This is a genomic window from Trinickia sp. (genome assembly GCF_057351765.1).
This window is the reverse complement of sequence record NZ_JBMRBK010000025.1, coordinates 45,304-68,720: the sequence shown is the minus strand read 5'-3', so window position 1 is coordinate 68,720 and position 23,417 is coordinate 45,304. Positions and strand designations below refer to the sequence as shown.

Genomic DNA, 23,417 nt, shown 5'->3' with positions numbered 1-23,417 from the left:
GCGGGGTGGGGTATGTTTGATGACGATGATGACTGCTCGGTGCTCGAGGTCCTGCTTGGAACGAAAAGCCCCTGCTGGCGCCTCGGCAGCGACAGCAACGCCCTGGAGTTGGCGGCGGTTCGCGGCCTGACGAACATCGGTGTCGCGCTCACGGCGGAACAGGCAGCCAACATCCGCAACCTGACGGGCGTGACATCGCATATCCGGCTCGACGTATCGCTTTTTGGCAATGCAGTCTCGCTTCACCTCGTCGGCAAGAAGATCAATATGACCCACTGGGCAGGGACGGCATCCAGCGATTCGGACACGCTTTCGGTCGCGGAAGCGCTGTCGACCGGGCTCGCGTCGGCGGAGCAAGTCGTATCGGAAGTCAACTCGCTCGTCGTCATCCTCGATCGCAGCGGCTTTGTGCAGCGTTTCAATCGGATGTGCGAAGAGGTGACCGGTTGGCGAGAAGTCGATGTCATCGGTAAAAGCGCATTCGAATTGTTCATGAGCCCCGATGAGGGCGAGCAGTCACGCAGCAACATCAAGCGGTTCTTCGAAAGCCGGCAGTCGTTCGAAGTCGAGCGCGTCATCAACACGATCAAAGGGCCGCGCCTGTTCCAGTTCCGGAACAAGTTCGTTCATAGCGGCAGCGGCGTGGACGAAGAGTTCATCATCTGCTCGGGCACGGACATCACCGATGAGCGCAACGCTCAGAAGCGGCTCAAAGAGCTTGCATCGCAAGACGTCCTGACGGGCCTGATGAATCGCTATGCGATCAATGCCAAGATCGAGCAGGCGCTCGAGGATGCGCGCCGCGATCCTGACCGCGTGCTCGGCATCGTCTTTCTCGATCTCGACAACTTCAAACGCGTCAACGATCACTACGGCCATGTCTACGGCGATCGGCTGATCAAGCGCGTGTCGGAGATGGTCAGCGAATCGCTGCCCGAAGGCGCGACGATCGCTCGCTTGGGCGGCGACGAGTTCCTGATCCTGGTCGATCCGTGCTCGCCGGAACTGCTCGAGACGCTGGCGCAAACGATCATCGATCGTTTCCGTCCGGCGATCCACCTCGATCTGATGGACGTCTATACCAGTTGCTCGATCGGAATTGCCGTCTACCCCCAGCACGGCGAAACGCTCGAGGCGCTCATCTCGCACGCGGATACGGCGATGTATGCGGCCAAAGAGGCAGGCAAGCACACCTACTGCGTCTTTTCGCCCGAGATGAACCAGAAGGTCGCCAAGTACATCTGGCTCGATACGGAACTGCGGCGGGCCATCGACGAACAGCAGTTCGTCCTTCACTACCAGCCGATCGTCAATCTCTATACAGGCCAACTCCATAGCGCCGAGGCGCTGATTCGCTGGCAGTCCAGTCGCGGACTCGTCGCGCCGTCGGAGTTCATCCGCTTCACCGAGGAGTCGGGCCTCATCATTCCGATCGGCCGATGGTTGATGCGCGAGGCCGTGAGACAGGCGACGCTGTGGAACGAAAACGGCCTCAGTGTCAGAATTTCCGTCAACGTGTCGGCACGGCAGCTGCGCGACGCGGGTATCGTCAACCAGTTGCGCGAATTGATCGAAGAATGCGGCGCTAAACGAACGCTGGTCGATATCGAGTTGACGGAGAGCTGCTTCATCGAGGACGAAAAGTCGGCAATCGATTTGATGAGGCAGTTCAAGCAGTTGGGCGCGCGTATCCTGCTCGACGATTTCGGCACGGGCTATTCGTCGTTGTCGCAACTGACGAGACTGCCGATCGATGTCATCAAACTGGACCGGAGCTTCATCACCGGAATCGATCAGAATTATCAGTCGCAGTCGCTCGTGCGTTCCCTGCTGGGCCTCGCGCGAGCTTTCGGCTTCGCCATCGTCGCCGAAGGCGTCGAGACGGAGCGCGAAATGCAGTTCCTGAAGGACATCGGCGTCGACTACGCGCAGGGCTACTTCTATTCGAAACCGATGGCCCCGGATATGTTCGAAGCGTGGGTTGCCGATAAAAAGAAGCTCAGGCTCATCGCCTGAGCTTGCAACCCGGAGTCGAGCGACGGCACGAGACCGTCGCTCAACGTCGCTTACGATACGGCCTTCAGTTTGGACACCCGTCTGTTTTGCAGCATGACGAGGCGCTCCATGAACGAGACGTCCTTCTCCTCGAGCATGAAGGCGGAATTCACCCAATCCTCCGTGATGTCCATCAGCTCCGCGCGTGAAAGCGGCAATACGCGCTGACGTGTGCGCAGCATCGCGCGCGTACTGTTGAGCATCGGCCGGGTCACGTCGATGAAGGTCCGCGTCTGCAGCAGCGCATCGCCCGGCTCGAAAACGCCGTCCACCAGACCCCGCTCGGCGTGCCATTCGGCGCATTGCGACTCTCCTGTGCTGATCAGCGTTTCGGCAACACGCATGTTCGACTTGCGGGCCACGAGCGAGTAGCCGCCCATGCCGGGAAAAAGATTGAAGGCGACCTCCGGAAACCCGAGCTTGCAACCTCTTTGACCGAGTACGTAGTGGTGAGCGAGTGCCGCCTCGAAGCCGCCCCCGAGCGCGCTGCCTTCCACCATGGCGATGGTGACCGCGCCGGTGCCGAAGCCGTTGTAGATCTCCCAGACGCCGTCGATGCACGAGCGCGCATAAGCCATCAGCCGATCGCGATCGCCCTTGCGAATGGCGTCGACAAAAAAGTTGAGATCGCCCCCTACGTTGAAGATTTCCGGGACCAGTGAGCCGGTGACCCAGAAATCGAATCGCAGGCCGGATTCCCTGGCTGCGCGAGCCAGGCGAATGATGTCCGAGACCAATTGCTGATTGAAGCATGGCCGCGGCTCGGAGCGCAGCATCATCCACATAGTGTTGCGTTCTTCCTCGTAGTAGGCCAAGAGTTGGCTGAATTCGCCGGCTTCATGAAAAGGGCGGCATGTGGAGCTAATGTCGAATCGCATGGTTTTCCCCATTTGAGTGAGTAAGGTCGATTGGAGTGCTCTCAAAGATGCAGAAGCGTCTTTGGGGCATCGGCATTTTGCGCGACGAAAGTCCGTCATCGAACGCAGTCAGTAAAACTCCGGGGGATTGCGATTCGTCACCGTGCTATCGGCCACACACCCAGCGGGTGCGACCCTTACGGAATGTGCGCGGTAGCACATTCATCGCGCTTTTCAAATCGGGAAAAGGGCAAACGTTTGCGAACGATTGATATTGATCAAATAAAGCGGGATTTAGACGAAGTCCGAATGAATCGGTGACGGGGTTAAAACGAGAGTTTGATTTGGATTGCAGAATTGTGCGGGAATGTCAATACGGTTTGGGTATATCCGTATGTGATCTGTATTGAAGCAACACTCGAAAAAAGGACCGCATCGATAGCGGCGATCGAAGAGAGGAAAAGCTCGTCCGACGAGGATCGCAGTCGATCGACGCGGAAATGCGCCGCTATCCGCGGCGTTGCGCGACGGCGTCCGTGCCGGCCGATGTCTGCGCTTGCCACCCGCCGCCGAGCGCTTTCACGAGCGAGACGGCCAGCGCGATTCGCTGGCCGCGAACCTGGGCGTCCTGGCGCTCGCTCGTGAGCAGGGACTGCTGCGCAGAAATGACATCGAGGTAGGCGACGAGGCCGCCCGAATAGCGATCGTTGGCGAGCGACAGCAAGCGCTTCGCATCGTCCACGGCCGCCTGCGACTGCGAGGCGGCGCGCGCGAGCACGGCAAGCCCGGTGACGCCGTCCTGCACCTGCTGAAACGCGCTCAGCACAGCCTGCCGGTAATTGGCGACGGTCGCACGGTAGCCCTCGTTCGCGAACGCCAGGTTGGCCTTGCGCTGGCCGCCGTCGAAGACCGCTTGCTTGAGTGTTGCGCCGACGGTCCACATCAGGCTCGGCGCGCTCAGCAGGTTCGCAAAGCGCGTACTCTCCCAGCCGATCCCGGGCGAGAGTGTGAGATCGGGAAAGAAGGCAGCCTTTGCCGCGCCGATTTGCGCGTTGGGCGCGGCCATCGCGCGCTCGGCCGCGGCGATATCGGGCCTGCGCTCCAGCAGCTCGCTCGGAACACCGGCTGCAATGTCGGGCACGACCATCGGCACGAGTCGCGGCGCGATCGAAAACTGCGGCGCCGGTGTGCCGATCAGGGCGGCGATGGCATGTTCGTATTGGGCGCGCTGCTGCCTGAGCAACGTGGCCTGGACACGTGTGGAATCGAGCTGCGATTGCTGTTGCGCAAGGTCGAGCCCGGAGACGGCCCCGAGTTCGTGTTTGGCGTTGACGTAGTCGAGAGCCTTCTCCTGTAGCTGAACCGATCGATCGAGGACATCGATCTCGGCATCGCGTTCACGCAGCGCGTAGTAGGCCGTGGCAAGATCGGATGTCAGCACGAGCCGGGCGTTGGCCAGATCGTCGCCCGCTTGTTCCGCGGATGCCGAGGCGCTCTCCACCTCGCGGCGGATGCGCCCGAACAGATCGACGTCGCACGTGATCGACGGGCCGACGACGACCTGGTTCTGAACCGTCGATTGATTCGGCGTCGCGTAGTTGAGCTGAGGCCGGTTCTTCGAGACCTTTGCACGAGCGACGTTGGCGTCAAGATCGAGCTCGGGCAACTGCTGCGAAGAGATGGCCGCCAGCGTAGCCGTTGCCTGAGCGTAATGCGCGCTGGCAGCCGCGAGCGTCTGGTTTTGCGTGAGCGCACGCGTTTCGAGCGTATCGAGGAGCGGATCGTCGAACATGCGCCACCAGTCGAGCGCGAGCGGGGCGTGGGACGGCGCCGCGAGCCGCCAACCGGGATCGGTCTGCCAGGCGGCCGGCGTCTCGACCTCGGGGCGCTGGTAGTCGGGCCCGAGCGTGCAGGCGGACGCGAAGCCGACGCATGTCGCCACCGCGGCCAGGCGCAATGGGCGCCGCGTCAGCCGCATCATGAGTGCGCCTCGCCGGCCGGGGGAGGCGAAACTTCCACGCGGTCGCCATCGGCGATCGAATCGCTCGGGTTGACGATGATCCGGTCCGCCGCTTCGATGCCGCTATCGATTTCGAGCGTTTGCCCGAGATCCTGCGCGATCGCGACGCTGTGTAGATGCACGATGCTCTGCGCGTCCACGACGGCGACGGCCGGTCCTTCGGCCCGAAAAAGCAGCGTGTTGCCGGGAACGGTCAGGCGTGCATGACCGGTGCCCGGCACTTCGACTTGCACGTAGGCGCCCGGCCGCAGCTTATCGTCGGGATTGGGCAGCGAGACTTCGATTTGCAGCGAACGCGTCGGCACGTCGATGGCGCCTGCGATATGCGCGATCGTGCCGCGGAAGGTCTGGCCCGGTAATTCCGGCTGCGAAACGATGACGGGCATGCCGGCCTTGACGTTTTGCGCATAGGCCTGCGGCAACTGGACGAACACGCGCAGCGGATTCGTCTGCGCGAGCGCGAAAAGCGCGCGGCGCGAACTGCTGCCGGCATCGATCAGATCGCCGACATCCACGTTGCGTTGCGTGACGACGCCCGCGAACGGCGCGACGATGCGTTTGAACGATTCGAGTTGCTGCAATCGCTTCACGTTCGCATTGGCCGCCGTCAAATTCGCGAGCCCCTGCGTATAGGTGCTTTGCCGCTCGTCGAGCTCCTGCTGCGAGACGGCGTCGCGCTCGCGCAACTGCCGCCAGCGCGCAAGCGAAGACTTGGCGAGTCCGAGACTTGCGCTGATCTGATCGCGCTGCGCGATCGCCTGTGCGAGTTCCTGATCGATCTCGGGCGTGTCGAGGTCGGCCAGCACCTGCCCCTGCTTCACGCGCGCGCCGATATCGACGTACCAGTGCAGCAAATACCCCGTTGCGCGTGCGTAGATCGGCGACTCCACGTAGCCGCGCAACGTGCCGGGGAGCAACATCCCGCGGCTGCCGCCATCGCTCGGCAATGGGCTGACGACGTTCACATAGAGTTTCGCATTGCGTGCCGTGGCGGCGGCGACTTCACGCTGGTTGACGATGTCCGCGATGACCGTGCGCAGCGCAAGGGCGGCGAGCAGCAACAGCATGACAACGAGCGCGATCTTCGCGCGCCGCCAGACGCGTTCGCGCGGCGGCAGCATCGGCCCTTCGCCGTGCTCGCGAGCGGGAATGGCCAGCGATGCGTGACTTTTTTCGGTCATGTCGTCAATTCCGGTAACAAGCTGCCTTCAATTCGTGCTCCCGTTGGCGTTCGTGCCGGCCTCATCCGCCCGAGCGCGTTTTGCCTTGCGGTGGGCAAGCCGCGCGTGGACGCCGGCAAAGAAAAGCGGGACGAAGAAAAGCGTCGAGAGGGTCGCGAAGAGCAGGCCGCCGATCACGGCCCGGCCGAGCGGTGCGTTCTGCTCGGCGCCCTCGCCGAGGCCCAATGCCATCGGCACCATGCCGATGATCATGGCGCAGGCCGTCATCAGCACGGGCCGGATGCGGCTCGCGCCGGCTTCGAGCGCGGCGGTAAGGGGCGGCGCGCCGGCCGTGAGGCGCTGACGTGCGAAGGACACCACGAGAATGCTGTTGGCCGTGGCGACGCCCATGGTCATGATGGCGCCGGTCAGCGCGGGTACCGACAGATGCGTGCCGGTCACGAAAAGCATCCAGACGATACCGGCCAGCGCGGCCGGCAGTGCACTGACGATGATGATCGGATCGATCCACGACTGAAAATTCACGACGATGAGCAGATAGACGAGCACGATCGCCATCGCGACGCCCACGCCGAGCCCCAGATACGAGCGCTGCATCGTCTGGACTTGCCCGCGCACGGCGATCTGGCTGCCGCGCGGCAGGGTGGCGCGCGCTTGCTCGACGAGCCGGTCGACTTCCTTCGCGACGCCGCCCAGGTCGCGCCCTTGCACGCTCACGAACAGGTCCACGACGGGGCGGATGTTGTAATGCGTGACTCCGGCGAGCTGGGTGGCCGGGCGAAGCTGCACGAGATTGCCGAGCAACTGCGGCGGGGCGTTGCTGCCGGCCGCCGCCACGGGCGTGCGCATCAGCTCGTCGATCGACGAGATCTTGTATTGCGGGGTTTGCACCGCCACGTTGTATTCGACGCCGTTTTGCTCGTTGAACCAGAAGCCCGGGGAAGTCTGCGAGCTGCCGGACAACGAAATGAGCAGATTCTGCGCGACGTTGCTTGCGCTGAGGTTCAATTGCTGCAGCCGGGTTCGATCCATTTGCAGGCGGATGGCGGGCTCGTCGAATTTCTGTTGGATATGCGTGTCGACCGTCCCCGGGATCGCGCGTACGGCTTTCATGAGCTTGCTCGCGGCGGCGAAATTACTGCGCTGGTCCGCCCCCGTGATCTGCACGTCGATGGCGGCCGGCAGCCCGAAGTTGAGGATCTGCGTCACGATATCGGCCGGTTGAAAGAAAAACTCGACGCCGGGAAACCGCTGGGGCAGCACGTCGCGCAATCGATCGATATAGCCGAGCGTGGGCGCGTGATCGGCGGTGAGCGCGATCTGAATCTCGCCGTCGAGCGTGCCGATGGTACCCGCGTTGCTGTACGAAAGATTGATGCCGCTATAGGGCAGACCGAGATTGTCGAGGATCGTGGCGAGTTCCCTCGGCGGTACCGTCTGACGAATGACCCGCTCGATCTCGTCGGCTAGTCGTGCCGTTTCCTCGATGCGCGTGCCGGTCGGTGCGCGAAAGTGCAGACGAATATTGCCGGCATCGACGCGTGGAAAGAAGTCGGCGCCGAGCGCGAACACGAGGCCGAGCGAGGCCATGCAGAACGCGAGAAACGAGAGCGTGAATGCTCGCCGATGCACGAGCAGGCTGCTCAGCAACACGATATAAGCGGCGCGCATGCGCTCGAAGCCGGCATCGAAGCGGTGATGCAGGCGAACAAGAAGGCCCGGCTTCGCGTGCGGGTCGCGCCTATGAGCGTGCCCCATCCACAGCATCGCGAGCGTCGGTACGAGCGTGCGCGAGAGCACGTACGATGCGAGCATGGCGAACACCACCGCCTCGGCGAGCGGCACGAACAGATATCGTGCGACGCCGGTCAGGAAGAACATCGGCACGAACACGATGCAGATGCACAGCGTCGAGACCAGGGCCGGAACGGCGATTTCGCCGGCACCGTCGAGAATGGCTTCGTGAAGGTCCGTGCCCAGGTGCAGATGCCGCTCGATGTTTTCGATCGTGACGGTCGCGTCGTCGACGAGGATGCCTACCGCCAGCGCAAGGCCGCCTAACGTCATGATGTTGATGGTCTGGCCGAGCGCGTGCAGCGCCAGCAGCGAGGCCAGGATCGATAGCGGAATGGAGATGGCGATGATGCAGGTGCTGCGCCAATTGCCGAGGAACAGCAGAATCATCGCCGCGGTCAGCGCCGCCGCGATGACGGCTTCGCGCGCCACACCCGAAATCGCCGATTGAACGAAGATCGACTGATCGAACAGCGGCGTGACCTTGAGCTCGCGGGGCAGCGTCGTTTGCGCCACCGGCAGGATGTGGCGCAATTCGTTGACGATCGCGAGCGTCGACGCGTCGCTGCCGTTCTTGAGTACCGAAATGAGTACACCGCGCCGGCCGTCCTGGCGCACGACGTTCGTCTGCGGCGCGAACCCATCGCGCACATGGGCCACTTCGCCGAGATAGGTCGTGGCGCCGTTGACGGTGCGCACCGGGATCTCGTTGAGGCCCGCGATCGTCGGCGGCGAGCCGTTCATCTCGACGGCGTATTCGCGCGGACCGATCTTGGCCGTCCCCGTCGGCAGTATCAGATTCTGCGCGTTGACGGCGCTGACCACGTCGAGCGGCGTGAGCCCCTTGGCAAGCAGCGCGCGCGTGTCGAGGTCGACCGATATGAGCCGCGTCTTGCCGCCGTAGGGATAGGGGACGGCCGCGCCCGGAATGGTGATCAATTGCGGCCGCAGCGCGTTGAGCGCGAAGTCGTTGAGCCGCTGCTCCGCCAACGTGCTGCTCGAGAGGGCAAGCTGGATCACCGGAATCGAGGAGGCCGAATAGCTGATGATGAGCGGCGGCGTTGCGCCGGGCGGCATCTGCCTCAGTTGGGTCTGTTCTACCGCGACCGTCTGCGCGATGGCGGTCTGAATATTCGCATTCGGTTGCAGGAACAGCTTGATGACGGCGACGCCGGCGAGCGATTGCGATTCGATATGTTCGATGTTGTTGACGGTCGTCGTCAGCCCCCGCTCGTTGACCGACGTCACGCGATTGGCCATGTCCTGCGCCGAAAGCCCCGCGTAATTCCAGATAATGCTGACGACAGGAATATCGACCTCGGGCAGGATGTCGATCGGCGTTCTCATGAGCGCGAACGGTGTCGCAAGCACGATGAGAATGGCCATCACGATGAACGTGTAAGGCCGTTTGAGCGCAACGTTGACGATCCACATGAAAAGCCGCCGGCAAAAATGCGGTGGTAAGAAGATCGAATGTAGTCGACGTCAGTGGCAAAAAGTAATTCGTGGTGCCCGCAAAACGGTTCGCTCCCGCCCGAAACCGTTACGATGTTTTACGAGCCCGCCAGCTCAGGCCATCCGGCTCTCGCGTCAACCCGGGCTTACCCGCCGCTCGATGCTGCAATGCCGCATCGAGCGATGGCCGCACTGCACTGCACCGCGAGGGCACTCGGTGGCAGAATCGGTGACCAGCACGCCCGCCCTCGCGCCGTGAGCCGAGGGTTTCGAAGTTCCCCGACGTATCTCTTCAGGAGGAGTTGGAATGAACGCCCATATCATCGCCACGATCACGCCGAAGCCGGAACATGCCACCGATGTCGAAAAGCAGGTGCGCCGCATGGTGGATGTGACGCGCAAGGAGCCCGGCAACCACCGCTACGATCTTTTTCGAGAAACGTCGCCGAGCGGGCCGGTGCTGCATCTGTACGAGATCTATGAAGACCGGAACGCGTTCGACAGCCATCTCGCGAGCGAACACTTCCAGGCGTTTCGTTCGGCGGTCGCGGATTGGCTCGCCGAGCCGCCGCAAGTGAGAGTGCTCGAAGCGCTCGATGTGGCGCCCGAGCGCTGAGGGGAACGCCTGAGGCCGGATTTCGCGGCTAGGCAACGACGTACGTTCACCCATTGCCCATGGCACGAAGCGTGCTGAGCGGGGTGTGAACCTATCGAATTGCCGAGCCCGCATGCCGCGCAGCCCCCACAGGAATGACCCATCGCACCGCGCCGCGGCTGGCTCGCTCGATCGCAACCATGAGCTCGAGGTGCCGCCCGGCCTGCATTACGTCGACGATACGAAGCCCGGTATCCGGCGCCGGCTCATTCGCGGACACTTCGCCTATTTCGACCCGCAAGGCCGCCGCATTCGCGATGTGCAGGAAATCGCTCGCATCAACGCGCTCGCCGTTCCGCCCGCTTACACCGATGTATGGATCTGTCCCGACCCGCTCGGACACCTGCAGGCGACCGGCCGCGACTCGCGTGCGCGCAAGCAGTACCGGTATCATCCGCGCTGGCGCGAGACGCGCGACGCCACCAAGTTCGAGCGCATGGCTGCGTTCGCGGACGTCTTGCCGAAAATCCGCGCACGTATCGCGCGCGATTTGCGGCTGCCCGGCATGCCGTGGCACAAGGTCGTGGCAACGGTCGTCCGACTGCTCGACATCACGCTCGCGCGCGTCGGCAGCCGCGAATACGTGCGGGAAAACAATTCCTATGGTTTGACCACGTTGCGCAAGCGCCATGCGGCGGTCCGTGCCGGGCACCTGCGCTTTCGCTTTCGCGGCAAGAGCGGGATCGAGCACGACATCGATGTCGAAGACCCGCGCCTCGCGCGTATCGTGCGCAAGTGCCTCGATTTGCCGGGGCATGAGCTCTTTCAGTACGTTGACGATGCCGGCGCGCGGCATCCCGTCGGCTCATCGGACATCAACGACTATCTGCGCGAAGCAAGCGGCGCGGACTTCACCGCGAAGGACTATCGCACGTGGGCGGGCAGCGTGCTCGCGCTCGGTGCGCTGCGCCGCATCGAGCTGCAGCCGGGCGAGCGGCACATGCGCACCCATGTCGTCGAAACCGTGAAGGAAGTCGCCGCGACGCTGCGCAATACGCCGGCCGTTTGCCGTCGCTGCTACATCCATCCGGCCGTGCTCGAAGTGTTCGAGGCCGGCGAGCTGCATACGTTGCCGAAGGTGCGCACGCGCCACGGCCTGAAGGCCGACGAGGCCGCATTTGCGGCGCTGCTGCGGCGCGAGGCAAGACGCGCGCGCCGCGGCGAACGGCGTGCCGCAACGCTCGAGGAACAGCTGGCGGCGAGCGTCAGAGCGGCGGCGCGTTCACGTCGCTGAGCTCGGCGTCGAATTCGAGTCCCTCGAGCGTCGCCGCTTGCGCCAGCCGATCGAGGTAGCGACGCAGCTCTGTTGCAAAGCTCTGCTGCCGCAGCGTTTGCGCGACGGCGGCGCGTACGCTCTCGAACGGCGGTTCGTTGCCGGGCTCGCGCTCGAGCACTTCGACGACGTGAAAGCCGAACCGGCTCAGCACGAGCCGCGGGAGCACGCCGACTTCCTTGTTTTCGAAAAGCTCCTGCGCAAACTCGGGCGCGCATGCCTCGGCGCTCAGCCATCCGAGGTTCCCGCCCTCGGCGCCGCTCGGGCAATTCGACCATTGCCCGGCGGCGCGCGCGAATCGGCCATCGTCCGTGCTGGGCTGACAGCGCAGATCGAGCAGGCATGCTTCGGCGCGCGTACGCAATTGCGCTACATCGACGCCCGGCGTCACCGCGAACAGGACATGCCGCGCTCGCACGCGCGCGCCCACGGCATAGCGGCGCGCATGCGCCGCGTGATAGCGGCGGCACGCCTCGTCGGAAGGTTCTTGTGCCGGCAACGCGTCGTCGAGCAACGCTTCGATCGCCGCGGTAGCTTCCACGCTGATAGCACCGTCCACCGGAGCGGAATCGTCATCGCCCAGCAGGCCGGCTTCGATCGCGGCTTGGCGCAAGAGCTCGGTGCAGGCGCGCTGTCTGAGCACCTCCGCGCTCAGCGTTTCGCCGGGCAGATGAAGCGCGACACCGTTGACTGTGGCCACCTTGCCGTTTTGTGGGATCGTCATCTCTTGCCTCTCAGATTCGGTGTTGCGAGCGCGTGTGGCCGCGCGGCAGGTTGAGCCGCCGCGCGCGCACGAGCTGATAGGGACGGAATGCGTAGCTCACGGTGCCGAAGCCGCTCCAGACATGGACGAGGCGCGTGAACGGAAACAGCAGAAAGATCGTCATGCCGAGCACGAGATGAATCTTGAACGGCCATTCGACTCCGCTCAGCATGCTCGCATCGGGCCGCAACGTGACGATATGCTGCGCCCAGTTGGCAAGGCTCAGCATGGTGCCCGCCGTTTCGCGGTCCGCATAGGAGAAAGGCAGCGTGACGAGGCCAAGCACGAGCTGGACCCAGAGAATCGCCAGGATCGCGATGTCGGTGCGGCGGCTCGTCAACCGGATGCGTGGATCGAAAAGCCTTCGATGCAAGAGCAGCGTGAGGCCGACGAAGCAGAGCGAGCCCGCGATCCCGCCCGAGAGGATCGCCAGCATCTGTTTTTGTTGCGCGGAGATCATCGACTCGTAGAGCGCATGAGGCGTCAGGAGCCCGACCGTGTGGCCGAACAGCAGAAACAGAATGCCGACATGAAAGAGATTGCTTCCCCAGCGCAACTGCCCCGCGCGCAGCAACTGTGACGAATCGCTTTTCCACGTGTATTGGTCGCGGTCGAAACGGAACAGCGAGCCGAGCAGGAACACGGCGAGGCAGATGTAGGGATAGATGCTGAAAAGGAAGGTATAGGCGGCTTGACTCATCTCAGGCTCCTTGCGCGCGGGGCATGTGTCCGCCCGCGTTCGGCGTCTTCACGATATGGATCGGCTGCGATCGATCCGGGTTGGCGGATTGGCCTTCGACCGAGCAGCCGCCGAACGCAACGGGCTCGCTCCATGTGTCGTCGAGCGCCGGCTCGCTTGCGAGGACGACCGGCTCCGCCGATTCGCCGGCGAGTTCGATGAGCGCGGCCAGCACGCTCGCATAGTCGCTGTCCCGCTCGACGAGTGCGGTATGAATGCCGCGCAGCAAGTGCGCGATCTCGCGCAGAAAATCGGCAGCTTGAATGGGCGGTTGCGTCGACGCGAATTCGAGCACGACGCAAAGATGATCGGGCAATTCGTCCGATGCGAGCGCGAGCCCCGCGTCCTCGTAGGTTTTGATGAGGTCGATCATCGCCGGCCCGCGATCGCGCGAATCGCCGTGCACGTGCTCGAACAGGTGCAAAGCGGTGCGGCGACCGCGATCGAAGAGATCGACGTATGCCGCTTCCGCATCGAGCCCGGTACTGCCGGCCAGGCGATCGATCAGCGCGTCGATCGACGCGAGCCGGCCGTCGAGCAGTGCGCCTTCGTCGCGCAACGCCGCGCGCATTTCGGGCAGGTGGGCGCGCAGCGCCGCGTCGGGATAGCTCAGCAAGCGTGCGAGCGCGCGCAACGTCGTTGCGCAGCTCGCGGTGGTCTCGAGAGTGGTCATCGCTCAGATCTCCGCCTTGATCGGAATCGTCCGGCGCTTCGCGCCGCCGAAGAGGCTCGTTTCGCCGACACCTTCCGAGCAGCCGTTGCCGAAGCTGAATCCGCATCCTCCGCGGACATCGAACGCGTTCTCGGCATACTCGCGGTGCGAGGTGGGGATGACGAAGCGGTCTTCGTAGTTGGCGATCGCCATGACGCGGTACATCTCGTCGACTTGCTCGACGCTGAGACCCGCCTGCGCGAGGGCCGCATGGTTCTCGATGCCGTCGACATGCTTGCCGCGCTGCCAGGCCCGCATCGCCAGCATTCGTTCGAGCGCGCGCACGACCGGCACGGTATCGCCCGCGGTCAGCAGGTTCGCGAGGTATTGCACCGGAATGCGCAGCTGGTTGACGTCGGGAATCTCGCCGTTCACACCGATGTGTCCGGCATTGGCCGCGGATGTGATCGGCGAGAGCGGCGGCACGTACCAGACCATCGGCAGAGTCCGATACTCGGGGTGCAGCGGCAACGCGACCTTCCAGTCGACCGCCATCTTGTAGACCGGGCTGATACGCGCGGCCTGGATCCAGTTCTCGGGCACACCGTCCTTACGCGCCTGCTCGATCACTTTGGGATCGCTGGGGTCGAGAAAGACGTCGAGCTGCGCCTCGTAGAGATCGCGGTCGTTCTCGACGGAGGCCGCCGCTTCGATGCGGTCTGCGTCATAGAGCAGCACACCCAGATAGCGGATGCGACCGACACAGGTCTCCGAGCAGACGGTGGGCTGTCCGGCCTCGATGCGCGGATAGCAGAAGATGCACTTTTCGGCCTTACCGCTTTTCCAGTTGTAGTAGATCTTCTTGTAGGGGCAGCCCGATACGCACATGCGCCAGCCGCGGCATTTGTCCTGGTCGATGAGGACGATGCCGTCTTCCTCGCGCTTGTAGATGGAGCCGGAAGGGCACGAAGCCACGCACGCCGGGTTCAGGCAGTGTTCGCACAGCCGCGGCAAGTACATCATGAACGTGTTTTCGAACTGTCCGTAGATGTCTTTCTGAATGTCGTCGAAATTCCGATCTTTGCTGCGCTTGGCGAATTCGCCACCGAGAATCTCTTCCCAGTTAGGCCCCCAAACGATTTTCTCCATCCGCTGGCCGGTGATCAGGCTGCGCGGACGGGCCGTCGGAGAGGCCTTCATCTCGGGCGCGCTTTGCAGGTGGTCGTAGTCGAACGTGAACGGCTCGTAATAGTCGTCGATCTGCGGCAGATTCGGATTCGCGAAGATGCGCATGAGCAGCTTCCACTTGCCTCCCTGGCGCGGCGCAATGGAGCCGTCGGCGCGGCGCACCCAGCCGCCATTCCATTTATCCTGGTTCTCCCATTCCTTTGGATAACCGATGCCCGGTTTCGTTTCGACGTTGTTGAACCAGGCGTACTCCATGCCGGGGCGGCTCGTCCAGACGTTCTTGCACGTCACGCTGCAGGTGTGGCAGCCGATGCACTTGTCGAGATTCAGCACCATGCCGATTTGTGCGCGTACTTTCATTGCTTGTCTCCATGATGCTGCGTCGCGCCGCTCGCGCCTTCGTCACGCGGCGTATCGAGCCAGTCGATCTGACTCATTTTTCGCACGACCACGAACTCGTCGCGATTCGTGCCGATCGTGCCGTAGTAGTTGAAGCCGTAGCTCAATTGCGCATAGCCGCCGATCATGTGCGTGGGCTTGAGCACGATGCGCGTCACCGAGTTGTGGATCCCGCCGCGTATTCCCGTGATTTCCGATCCCGGCGTGTTGATGATCTTTTCTTGCGCGTGATACATGAGCACCATGCCGGGTTTGACACGCTGGCTGACCACGGCCCGTGCGGCGATCGCTCCGTTCACATTGAAGACCTCGATCCAGTCGTTGTCCTCGATGCCGGCTTGGCTGGCGTCGTCCTCGCTGATCCAGACGACGGGGCCGCCGCGATTGAGCGTCAACATCAGCAGGTTGTCGCTGTAGGTGCTGTGAATGCCCCATTTCTGGTGCGGCGTAATGAAATTCAGTACGAGCTCGGGATGGCCGTTCGGCTTCACGCCGTTGATGCCGGCCGTGGCCTTCAGATCGACGGGCGGACGGTAGGTCGAAAACCCCTCCCCGAACGCGATCATCCACGGGTGATCCTGATAGAACTGCTGGCGGCCCGTGAGCGTGCGCCAGGGGATCAGCTCGTGCACGTTCGTATAGCCCGCGTTGTAGCTGACGGTTTCGCTTTCGATTCCGCTCCAGGTCGGCGAGCTGATGATCTTGCGCGGCTGGGCCTGAATGTCGCGATAACGAATCTTCTCGTCTTCGCGGTAAAGCGCGAGGTGCTTGTGTTCGCGGCCCGTCGCTTTCGTGAGCGCCTCCCACGCCTTGACGGCGACATGTCCGTTCGTCTCGGGCGCGAGGTGCAGAATGACTTCGCAGGCATCGATATCCGAGACGATGCGCGGCATGCCTTTCGTCACGCCCTCTTCGAGCGTCACGCCGTTCAGCTCGCCGAGCTGCTCGACTTCGGTGGCGGTTTTCCAGGCGATCCCCTTGCCGCCGTTGCCCACGCGGTTCATGAGCGGGCCGAGCGCGGTGAAGCGCTTATAGACATTCGGGTAATCGCGTTCGACCACGGTGACCTGCGGCGCGGTCTTGCCCGGTATCAACTCGCATTCGCCCTTTTTCCAGTCGCGTACGTCGAATGGCTGGGCAAGCTCGCCGGGCGTATCGTGCATGAGCGGCGTGAGCACGACTTCCTTTTCCACGCCGAGATGGCCGACGCAGACGTCGCTGAAGGCCTCGGCAAAGCCCTTGTAGATCTCCCAGTCGGAGCGGGCTTGCCAAACCGGATCCACGGCCGCTGAGAGCGGATGGATGAACGGGTGCATGTCGCTCGTATTGAGGTCGTTCTTCTCGTACCAGCTCGCGGTGGGCAACACGATGTCGGAATAGAGACAGGTGGTGCTCATGCGGAAATCGAGCGTGACGAGCAAATCGAGCTTGCCTTGCGGTGCCTCGTCGTGCCAGCGCACTTCGGCAGGTTTCGCATCGCCGGCGCCGAGGTCTTTGCCTTGCACGCCGTTATCGGTGCCCAGCAGGTGCTTGCAGAAATATTCGTGGCCCTTGCCCGACGAGCCGAGCAGGTTCGAGCGCCAGACGAACATGTTGCGCGGCCAGTTCTGCGGCGCGTCGGGGTCCTCGCAGCTCATTCGCAGGGCTCCGGACTTCAGCGATTTCGCGACATAGTCGCCGGGCGCCATGCCCGACGCGGCGGCATCCTTGGCAACCTGCAACGGATTGGTATCGAGCTGCGGTGCGCTCGGCAGCCAGCCCATACGCTCGGCACGTACGTTGTAATCGATCATGCTGCCGCCGAATTGCGCTTTGTCGGCGAGCGGCGACACGATCTCGTCGACGCCGAGCTTCTCGTAGCGCCATTGGTCCGTGTGAGCGTAGAAGAAGCTCGTGCTGTTCATCTGACGCGGCGGACGAATCCAATCGAGCGCGAAGGCGAGCGCGGTCCAGCCCGTTTGCGGACGCAGCTTTTCCTGGCCGACATAATGCGACCAGCCGCCGCCGCTCTTGCCGATGCATCCGCACATCATCAGCAGGTTGATCACGCCGCGATAGTTCATATCGGCGTGATACCAGTGATTCATGCCCGCACCGATGATGATCATCGAGCGGCCCTGCGTCTTGTCGGCGTTAGCGGCGAACTCGCGCGCCACCGTGACGATCTGCTCGCGCGGCACGCCCGTGATCGCTTCGGCCCATGCGGGGGTGTAGGGCGCGTTGTCGTCATAGCTGGCCGCGCCGCTGCCGAGGCCGCGATCGATGCCGTATTGCGCGGCTTGCAGATCGAACACGGTGGCGACGAGCGCGTCGACCGCCTTGCCGTCCTGCGTGAGGCGCATACGCGCGACGGGCACACGCGCCAGATTGATGTCCCCCTGCTGTGCGTTCGCGGTAAAGTGCGGCGAGTTCACGCCGCCGAAGTACGGAAACGCGACGTCGGCGATTTCCGGCACCTGGTCCGCGTTCTCGAGCACAGAGAGCTTGAGCTTGACTTCATGTCCATCGCGCGCGTCCTTGTTCTCGAGATTCCACTTGCCCGCATCGTCCCGGCCCTCGTCGCCCCAACGAAAACCGATGGCGCCGTTCGGCACCACGGGCTGGCCGGCGGTGTCGTAGGCGATCGTCTTCCATTCGGGGTGGTTGGCTTGATCGAGCGAACCGTCGAAGTCGCTCGCGCGGATGTAGCGGTCTGGCACGAGCGCCGTACGGCCGTCTTCGAGCGTGCGCGACCGAAGCAGCACGAGCATCGGCAAGTCGGTGTAGCGGCGTGCGTAGTCGTCGAAATAGGCGCTGCGGGTCTTGAAATAGAATTCGTTGAGCGCGACATGGCCGAACGCCATGGCCAGCGCCGCATCGGTACCTTGCTTCGGATGGAGCCAGAGGTCCGAAAGCTTCGCGACTTCGCTGTAGTCCGGCGTGATCGCGACGGTCTTCGTGCCCTTGTAGCGGACTTCCGTGAAAAAGTGCGCGTCCGGCGTACGCGTTTGCGGCACATTGCTGCCCCACGCGACGATGTAGCTCGAGTTGTACCAGTCGGCCGATTCGGGCACGTCCGTCTGCTCGCCCCAGACTTGCGGGCTCGACGGCGGCAGATCGCAGTACCAATCGTAAAAGCTCATGCATACGCCGCCGATGAGGCTCAGATAGCGGCTGCCGGCGGCATAGCTGACCATGCTCATGGCCGGGATCGGCGAAAAGCCGATCACGCGGTCGGGCCCGTGCCGCTTGATCGTATAGACATTGGCGGCGGCAACGAGTCGATTGACTTCCTCCCAGCTGCTGCGCGCAAAGCCCCCCATGCCGCGTACTTTTTGATAGTCGCGACGGGCCGCATCGTCTTCGACGATCGAGGCCCATGCGTCGACGGGGTCGCGGCATACCGTCAGCGCGGCGCGCCAGCGCTCGAGCAGGCGGGCGCGGACCATCGGGTACTTCACGCGGTTGGCGCTATAGAGGTACCACGAGTACGATGCGCCGCGCGCGCAGCCGCGCGGTTCATGGTTGGGCATGTCCCAGCGGGTGCGCGGATAGTCGGTCTGCTGCGTTTCCCATGTGACGATCCCGCCTTTGACATAGATCTTCCATGAGCACGAACCCGTGCAGTTGACGCCGTGCGTGCTGCGCACGATCTTGTCGTGCGACCAGCGGTTGCGATAGGCGTCCTCCCACGTGCGGTCCTCACCGGTGGTGACCCCGTGTCCGTCGGAAAAGGATTCCTTCGGCAGTGCGAAATGATTGAGGCGATCGAGAAAGTGGCTCATTTGTGGGCAATCCGTCGTTTCAACAAGGCATCGGCGCGTTACGGCGCGCATAGCGCCACCAGGTCACGGCGATGCAGATGGCGTAAAAGCCGATGAACACATAGAGCGCCGCTTCGGGGCCGCCCGTCAGCGCGAGCGATGTGCCATAGCTCTTCGGGATGAAAAAGCCGCCGTATGCGGCGATGGCCGCCGAAAATCCGAGCGTTGCGGCAGCCTCGGTGTTGCCTTCCTTCGTGGCGTGCAGCACGGCTTCGCGATCGGATGCATTCACCTCGCGCAGCTTGAGCGTCTGGAAGATGACGGGAATCATGCGGAACGTCGACCCGTTGCCGATGCCCGAGGTCATGAAGAGAACGAGGAAGCTGACGAAGAACCCGGCGAAGCTGCCGCCCGAGGGCCCCGACGGCAGGAAGTAGAGCACCCCGCCTACCGCGCATGCCATGACCACGAAGTTCCACAACGTGACCGGCGCACCGCCGAGCTTGTCGGCCAGCCAGCCGCCGAATGGGCGGATCGAGGCACCGATCAGCGGGCCCAGCCATGCGTAGGCAAGCGCGTTGATGCCCGGGAACTGGCTTTTGATGAGCAGCGGAAAGCCGGCGGCATAACCGATGAACGAGCCGAACGTGCCGAGGTAGAGTACGCACATCAGCCAGTTGTCCTTTCGGCGGAAGATTGCGGCTTGCGCGGCGAACGATGCTTTTGCATCGGCCAGATCGTTCATGCCGAACCAGGCTGCGATAGCCGCGATCACGATCCAGGGCACCCAGACGAATGCCGCGTTCTGGATCCAGACTTGAGCGATCAAACCGTTCTTCACGATGGTTTGAGATGCGCCGCCGAACACGCCGAAGATGCCGGCCGTCACCACGAGCGGGCTCAAGAACTGCACCACCGATACGCCGAGATTGCCGAGGCCGGCATTCACACCGAGCGCGGAACCCTTGCGCTCGCGTGGAAAGAAGAAGCTGATGTTGGCCATGCTCGAGCTGAAGTTGCCGCCTCCGAAGCCGCACAAGAGCGCGAGGATGAGCATGGTGGGATAGCTCGTCGTGTTGTCCTGCACGGCAAAGCCGATGCCGATCGCGGGAACCAACAGCGACGCGGTGGAGACCGCGGTCCAGCGCCGGCCGCCGACGATGGGCACTATGAACGAGTAGAAGATCCGTAGCGTCGCGCCGGAGAGCGCGGGTGCCGCGGCGAGCCAAAAGAGCTGATTCGTCGAATAAGTGAAGCCCAGCAGCGGCAATTGCACGGCGACGGCGCTCCATACCTGCCAGATCGCGAACGCCAGGAAGAGCGCGGGAACGGAGATCCAGAGGTTGAGCTTCGCGATGGCTTCGCCTTCCCGTTCCCAAAACGCCTTGTCCTCGGGCGTCCAGATTTCGAGCGTGTGCCCTCGTCGCGAGCCGAGGGGGGGCGATTCAATACCCATGAAGTCTCTCCGGGTTGCGGCGCGCGCGGAAGGCGAGGGCGGGCCGCTCGCCCATTCCCCGCGTTGCAGTCCCTTGCGCGCTCGATCGGGATTGAAAATGTCACAGCGTGATAGTCGCCCTCGTGGCGTTGGGGGTATTGAGCGAGATCAAAGGACGCTAACGTTGGCGGCGAAGCGCGGCATATCGCGACATCGCGCCGCAGGAGGTCCGACTGTCGAGAAGGGGGCGGCGCGCCTCGAGACCGGGGCTTCCTCGAACGGCGCACAGCTTGCCAGGGCAACCGGCCCTCCTTAAACTCGCGCGTGATTCCACCAACAGGCGGCGCTGTTTGCGCGGCGCGTCGACGCCGATATAAAAAGGAGCCCCACGAGCATGGCCGATTCCTATTTCCCGCGCTGGCGCCTCGCGCCGCGTGCCGTCGAAGGCCGTGTCGTCGGGCCCGACGAACGGCTCGCATGGCCGCAGACGATCGCAATGGGCGTACAGCACGTCGTCGCCATGTTCGGCTCTACGGTGCTTGCGCCACTGCTGATGGGCTTCGATCCGAATCTCTGCATTTTCATGTCGGGCATCGGCACGCTGCTCTTTTTCGTGCTCGTGGGCGGACGTGTGCCGAGCTATCTCGGCTCCAGCTTTTCGTTCATCGGGCTCGTCATCGCGGTAACGGCCTATGCTGGCCACGGCCCGAATCCGAACATTCCTGTGGCGCTCGGCGGCATCGTTGCCTGTGGCGCGGCTTATGTCGTCATCGGCCTGATCGTCGCGGCCATCGGCACGCGCTGGATCGAAACGCTGATGCCCCCGGTCGTCACCGGAGCCGTCGTTGCGGTCATCGGCCTGAACCTCGCACCGATCGCCGTGAGGGGTGTCAGCACGTCGGCCTTCGATTCGTGGATGGCGCTCGTCACGGTGCTGTGCGTTGGCATCGTCGCTGTGTTCGCGCGCGGCATGGTGCAGCGGCTGCTGATTCTCGTCGGCCTCATCGCTGCGTACGCGCTCTACGCGGTGCTCGCCAATGGCATGGGCATCGGCCGGCCGATCGACTTCGCGAGCGTGGCCAATGCGGCCTGGTTCGGCATGCCGCATTTCCGCTCGCCGGTCTTCGATCCGCACGCCATGCTGCTGATCGCGCCGGTCGCGGTGATCCTCGTTGCCGAGAATCTTGGGCATATCAAGGCCGTGAGCGCGATGACCGGGCAGAACCTCGACCGTTACATTGGCCGCGCGTTCGTGGGCGATGGGCTGGCGACGATCGTGTCCGGCATGTCGGGCGGCACGGGAGTCACCACCTATGCCGAGAACATAGGCGTCATGGCGGTCACCAAGATCTATTCGACGATCGTGTTCGTCGTTGCCGCGATCATTGCGATCGGGCTCGGCTTCTCGCCGAAGTTCGGGGCGTTGATCGAAACGATACCCGGGCCCGTGCTCGGCGGCGTCTCGATCGTGGTCTTCGGGCTCATCGCCGTCACGGGTGCGCGGATCTGGGTGGCGAACCGGGTCGACTTCTCGGACAACCGCAACCTCATCGTCGCAGCCGTCACGCTGGTACTCGGCGCGGGCGACTTCTCACTGAAGTTCGGCGGTTTCGCGCTGGGCGGCATCGGGACCGCGACATTCGGGGCCATCATCCTCTATGCACTGTTGCGGCGCGAAGCCGCGCCCGGTCCGGTGCTTTGATCGCGCGCGAGGCACGCGCATGGCGCGAAATGCGCACCTTCACGGTGCGTCGTGCGCGCAGTGCCCCGACGTGATGCGCGAGCGGCGCGGTTTGCGGGATGCCGCGCGGTTGCGCACGGAGCTTGCTTGGTGGCGGTAGCCGTCAATAAGATCATTCCGAGGAGCTCCGCCAATGAACCCATTCACTTCGATCGACAACGCCGGCCGGAGGCGCGCATGATGAGCGCGTTGCAAGACGCGCCGGTGACGCCGCCGGCCGGTTTCGAACTCGATATGGTCTCCGGATTGCAGCGTTACGCGCTGCGGCACCGCGAGCTGACCTTCACGAGCGTATTTCAACCTATCTTCAGCCTGGCTCACTTGCGCGCGGTGGGTTACGAGGGTTTGCTGCGCGCGCACGACTCCTTCGATTGTCCGGTGCCGCCGCTCGACGTATTCGGCGAGGCGTCGCGGCAAGGCGAGCTCCATCATGTGGACCGGCTCGCGATGGCGCTGCACCTCGAGAATTTCAAGATGCTCGGTGCCGAGCGCGAGTGGCTGTTCCTGAATGTGCATGCGGGTGCGCTGACCGAGTCCTACCATGCGGCCGCGTTTGCCGCGAGTCTATCGAGGCTCGCTTTGCCGCCGCGGCGCATCGTGCTCGAGATCCACGAGGACCGGATACACGATTTCGAGCGCATCGCCGAGGAGGCGCGGCGTTTTCGCGAACTCGGGTTCCTCATCGCGCTCGATGACTTCGGCGCCGGCGATTCGAATCTCGAGCGCGTGTGGCAGCTCGATCCCGACATCGTCAAAATCGACCGGATGATGCTTTCGCATGCGGCGCATCGCACGCCGGCGGCCGCGATTCTGCCGGGCTTCGTCGCGTTGTTGCACGAAGCCGGCAAGCTCGTGCTGATCGAGGGTGTCGAGACCGAACACGAGGCGCAACTCGCCTTCGCCAGCGACGCCGATTTCGTTCAGGGCTTTTACTTCGGCAGGCCGGCTGCGGGCCCGGCCGATAGCGGCTACGCTGCCGCGCGCGTCGGGGAACTCGCCGCGCATCACCGCTCGGAGACGGAATCGCGCGAGCGACGCCGTGCCGCGCGGCTCGCGCCTTATTTGCGCGCGTTCGCGCGAGCCGGCGAACGGATTGCGGCCGGCGAGCCGTTGGAGGAGGTTTGCTGGAATTTTCTGGCGCTCGACCATGCCGCGCGCTGCTTTCTGCTCGATTCCGAAGGGCGCCAGGCGGGCCGCAACATCGTGCTGCGCGCGGATCGCCCGGGCCACGAGGCGCGTTTCATGCCGGTTGCCGATGCCGAGGGCGCGAACTGGATGCGCCGGCCGTATTTTCGGGCGGCGATGGAAATGCCCGATCGCGTCCACGCGACGAAGCCCTATCTTTCGATCAACGAGGCGTTGCCCTGCGTCACGATCTCGCTCGCCGTCCGGATCGGCGAACGGCTGTGCGTGCTGTGCGGCGATATCGACTGGGTAGAGGACGAAGCCTCGATGGAATGAAAGCCG

15 protein-coding genes are annotated in these 23,417 nt (G+C 63.6%); 5 read left to right on the top strand and 10 right to left on the bottom strand.

Going from position 1 to position 23,417, the window contains the following annotated elements; genetic code table 11:
- Positions 1-12: 12 nt before the first annotated feature.
- Positions 13-2,016, top strand: a complete 2,004-nt coding sequence (gene pdeR, locus ACO1XS_RS07000) for a cyclic di-GMP phosphodiesterase (RefSeq protein ID WP_331570157.1) — start codon at positions 13-15, stop codon at positions 2,014-2,016.
- 50 nt (positions 2,017-2,066) lie between these two features.
- On the opposite strand, the gene ACO1XS_RS06995 is transcribed toward pdeR, so the two are convergent.
- From ACO1XS_RS06995 to ACO1XS_RS06980, 4 genes are all read right to left on the bottom strand, one after another.
- Positions 2,067-2,933 carry a crotonase/enoyl-CoA hydratase family protein gene (locus tag ACO1XS_RS06995; RefSeq protein ID WP_331570155.1) on the bottom strand — a complete coding sequence of 289 codons (867 nt, stop codon included), beginning with the start codon at positions 2,931-2,933 and terminating at the stop codon, positions 2,067-2,069.
- A gap of 487 nt (positions 2,934-3,420) precedes the next feature.
- Positions 3,421-4,890, bottom strand: coding sequence for an efflux transporter outer membrane subunit (locus ACO1XS_RS06990; RefSeq protein ID WP_486390318.1), 1,470 nt, complete (start codon positions 4,888-4,890; stop codon positions 3,421-3,423).
- On the bottom strand, positions 4,890-6,113 hold the full coding sequence (locus ACO1XS_RS06985; RefSeq protein WP_331570153.1) for an efflux RND transporter periplasmic adaptor subunit: 1,224 nt from the start codon (positions 6,111-6,113) through the stop codon (positions 4,890-4,892). The genes ACO1XS_RS06990 and ACO1XS_RS06985 overlap by 1 nt, the downstream gene beginning before the upstream one ends.
- A gap of 27 nt (positions 6,114-6,140) precedes the next feature.
- On the bottom strand, positions 6,141-9,341 hold the full coding sequence (locus ACO1XS_RS06980; RefSeq protein WP_331570151.1) for an efflux RND transporter permease subunit: 3,201 nt from the start codon (positions 9,339-9,341) through the stop codon (positions 6,141-6,143).
- A 328-nt stretch (positions 9,342-9,669) separates the two neighbouring features.
- Here ACO1XS_RS06980 and ACO1XS_RS06975 point away from each other — a divergent pair, with 328 nt between their 5' ends.
- Both ACO1XS_RS06975 and ACO1XS_RS06970 read left to right on the top strand, forming a co-directional pair.
- Entirely contained in the window at positions 9,670-9,978 is a 309-nt protein-coding gene (locus ACO1XS_RS06975) for a putative quinol monooxygenase (RefSeq protein WP_331570149.1), read from the top strand.
- Between the two features lie 112 nt (positions 9,979-10,090).
- The gene (locus ACO1XS_RS06970) at positions 10,091-11,251 is read left to right on the top strand and encodes a DNA topoisomerase IB (protein ID WP_331570147.1); all 1,161 of its coding nucleotides are present in this window, start codon (positions 10,091-10,093) and stop codon (positions 11,249-11,251) included.
- Here ACO1XS_RS06970 and ACO1XS_RS06965 read toward each other — a convergent pair.
- The 6 genes from ACO1XS_RS06965 to ACO1XS_RS06940 are packed head-to-tail and all read right to left on the bottom strand — an operon-like array spanning position 11,223 to position 20,230.
- Entirely contained in the window at positions 11,223-12,014 is a 792-nt protein-coding gene (locus ACO1XS_RS06965) for a peptidylprolyl isomerase (RefSeq protein WP_486390308.1), read from the bottom strand. The genes ACO1XS_RS06970 and ACO1XS_RS06965 overlap by 29 nt on opposite strands.
- Before the next feature lie 10 nt (positions 12,015-12,024).
- A complete protein-coding gene (gene narI, locus ACO1XS_RS06960; protein ID WP_486390307.1) occupies positions 12,025-12,753 on the bottom strand; it encodes a respiratory nitrate reductase subunit gamma in 729 nt (242 codons plus the stop codon).
- A 1-nt stretch (position 12,754) separates the two neighbouring features.
- A complete protein-coding gene (narJ, locus tag ACO1XS_RS06955; protein ID WP_331570141.1) occupies positions 12,755-13,465 on the bottom strand; it encodes a nitrate reductase molybdenum cofactor assembly chaperone in 711 nt (236 codons plus the stop codon).
- Positions 13,466-13,468: 3 nt separating this feature from the next.
- Entirely contained in the window at positions 13,469-14,992 is a 1,524-nt protein-coding gene (gene narH, locus ACO1XS_RS06950; protein WP_486390306.1) for a nitrate reductase subunit beta, read from the bottom strand.
- Positions 14,989-18,795 carry a nitrate reductase subunit alpha gene (locus tag ACO1XS_RS06945; protein WP_486390305.1) on the bottom strand — a complete coding sequence of 1,269 codons (3,807 nt, stop codon included), beginning with the start codon at positions 18,793-18,795 and terminating at the stop codon, positions 14,989-14,991. The genes narH and ACO1XS_RS06945 overlap by 4 nt, the downstream gene beginning before the upstream one ends.
- Before the next feature lie 19 nt (positions 18,796-18,814).
- Complete coding sequence (locus ACO1XS_RS06940; RefSeq protein ID WP_486390304.1) at positions 18,815-20,230, bottom strand: NarK family nitrate/nitrite MFS transporter; 1,416 nt, start codon at positions 20,228-20,230, stop codon at positions 18,815-18,817.
- Positions 20,231-20,603: 373 nt separating this feature from the next.
- On the opposite strand from ACO1XS_RS06940, the gene ACO1XS_RS06935 reads away from it, so the two are divergent.
- Together ACO1XS_RS06935 and ACO1XS_RS06930 are read left to right on the top strand one after the other, a co-directional pair.
- Complete coding sequence (locus tag ACO1XS_RS06935) at positions 20,604-21,911, top strand: solute carrier family 23 protein (RefSeq protein WP_440560057.1); 1,308 nt, start codon at positions 20,604-20,606, stop codon at positions 21,909-21,911.
- A 216-nt stretch (positions 21,912-22,127) separates the two neighbouring features.
- Positions 22,128-23,411 (top strand): sensor domain-containing phosphodiesterase, encoded by a 1,284-nt coding sequence (locus ACO1XS_RS06930; protein ID WP_486390303.1) that lies wholly within the window; start codon positions 22,128-22,130, stop codon positions 23,409-23,411.
- Positions 23,412-23,417: the final 6 nt, after the last annotated feature.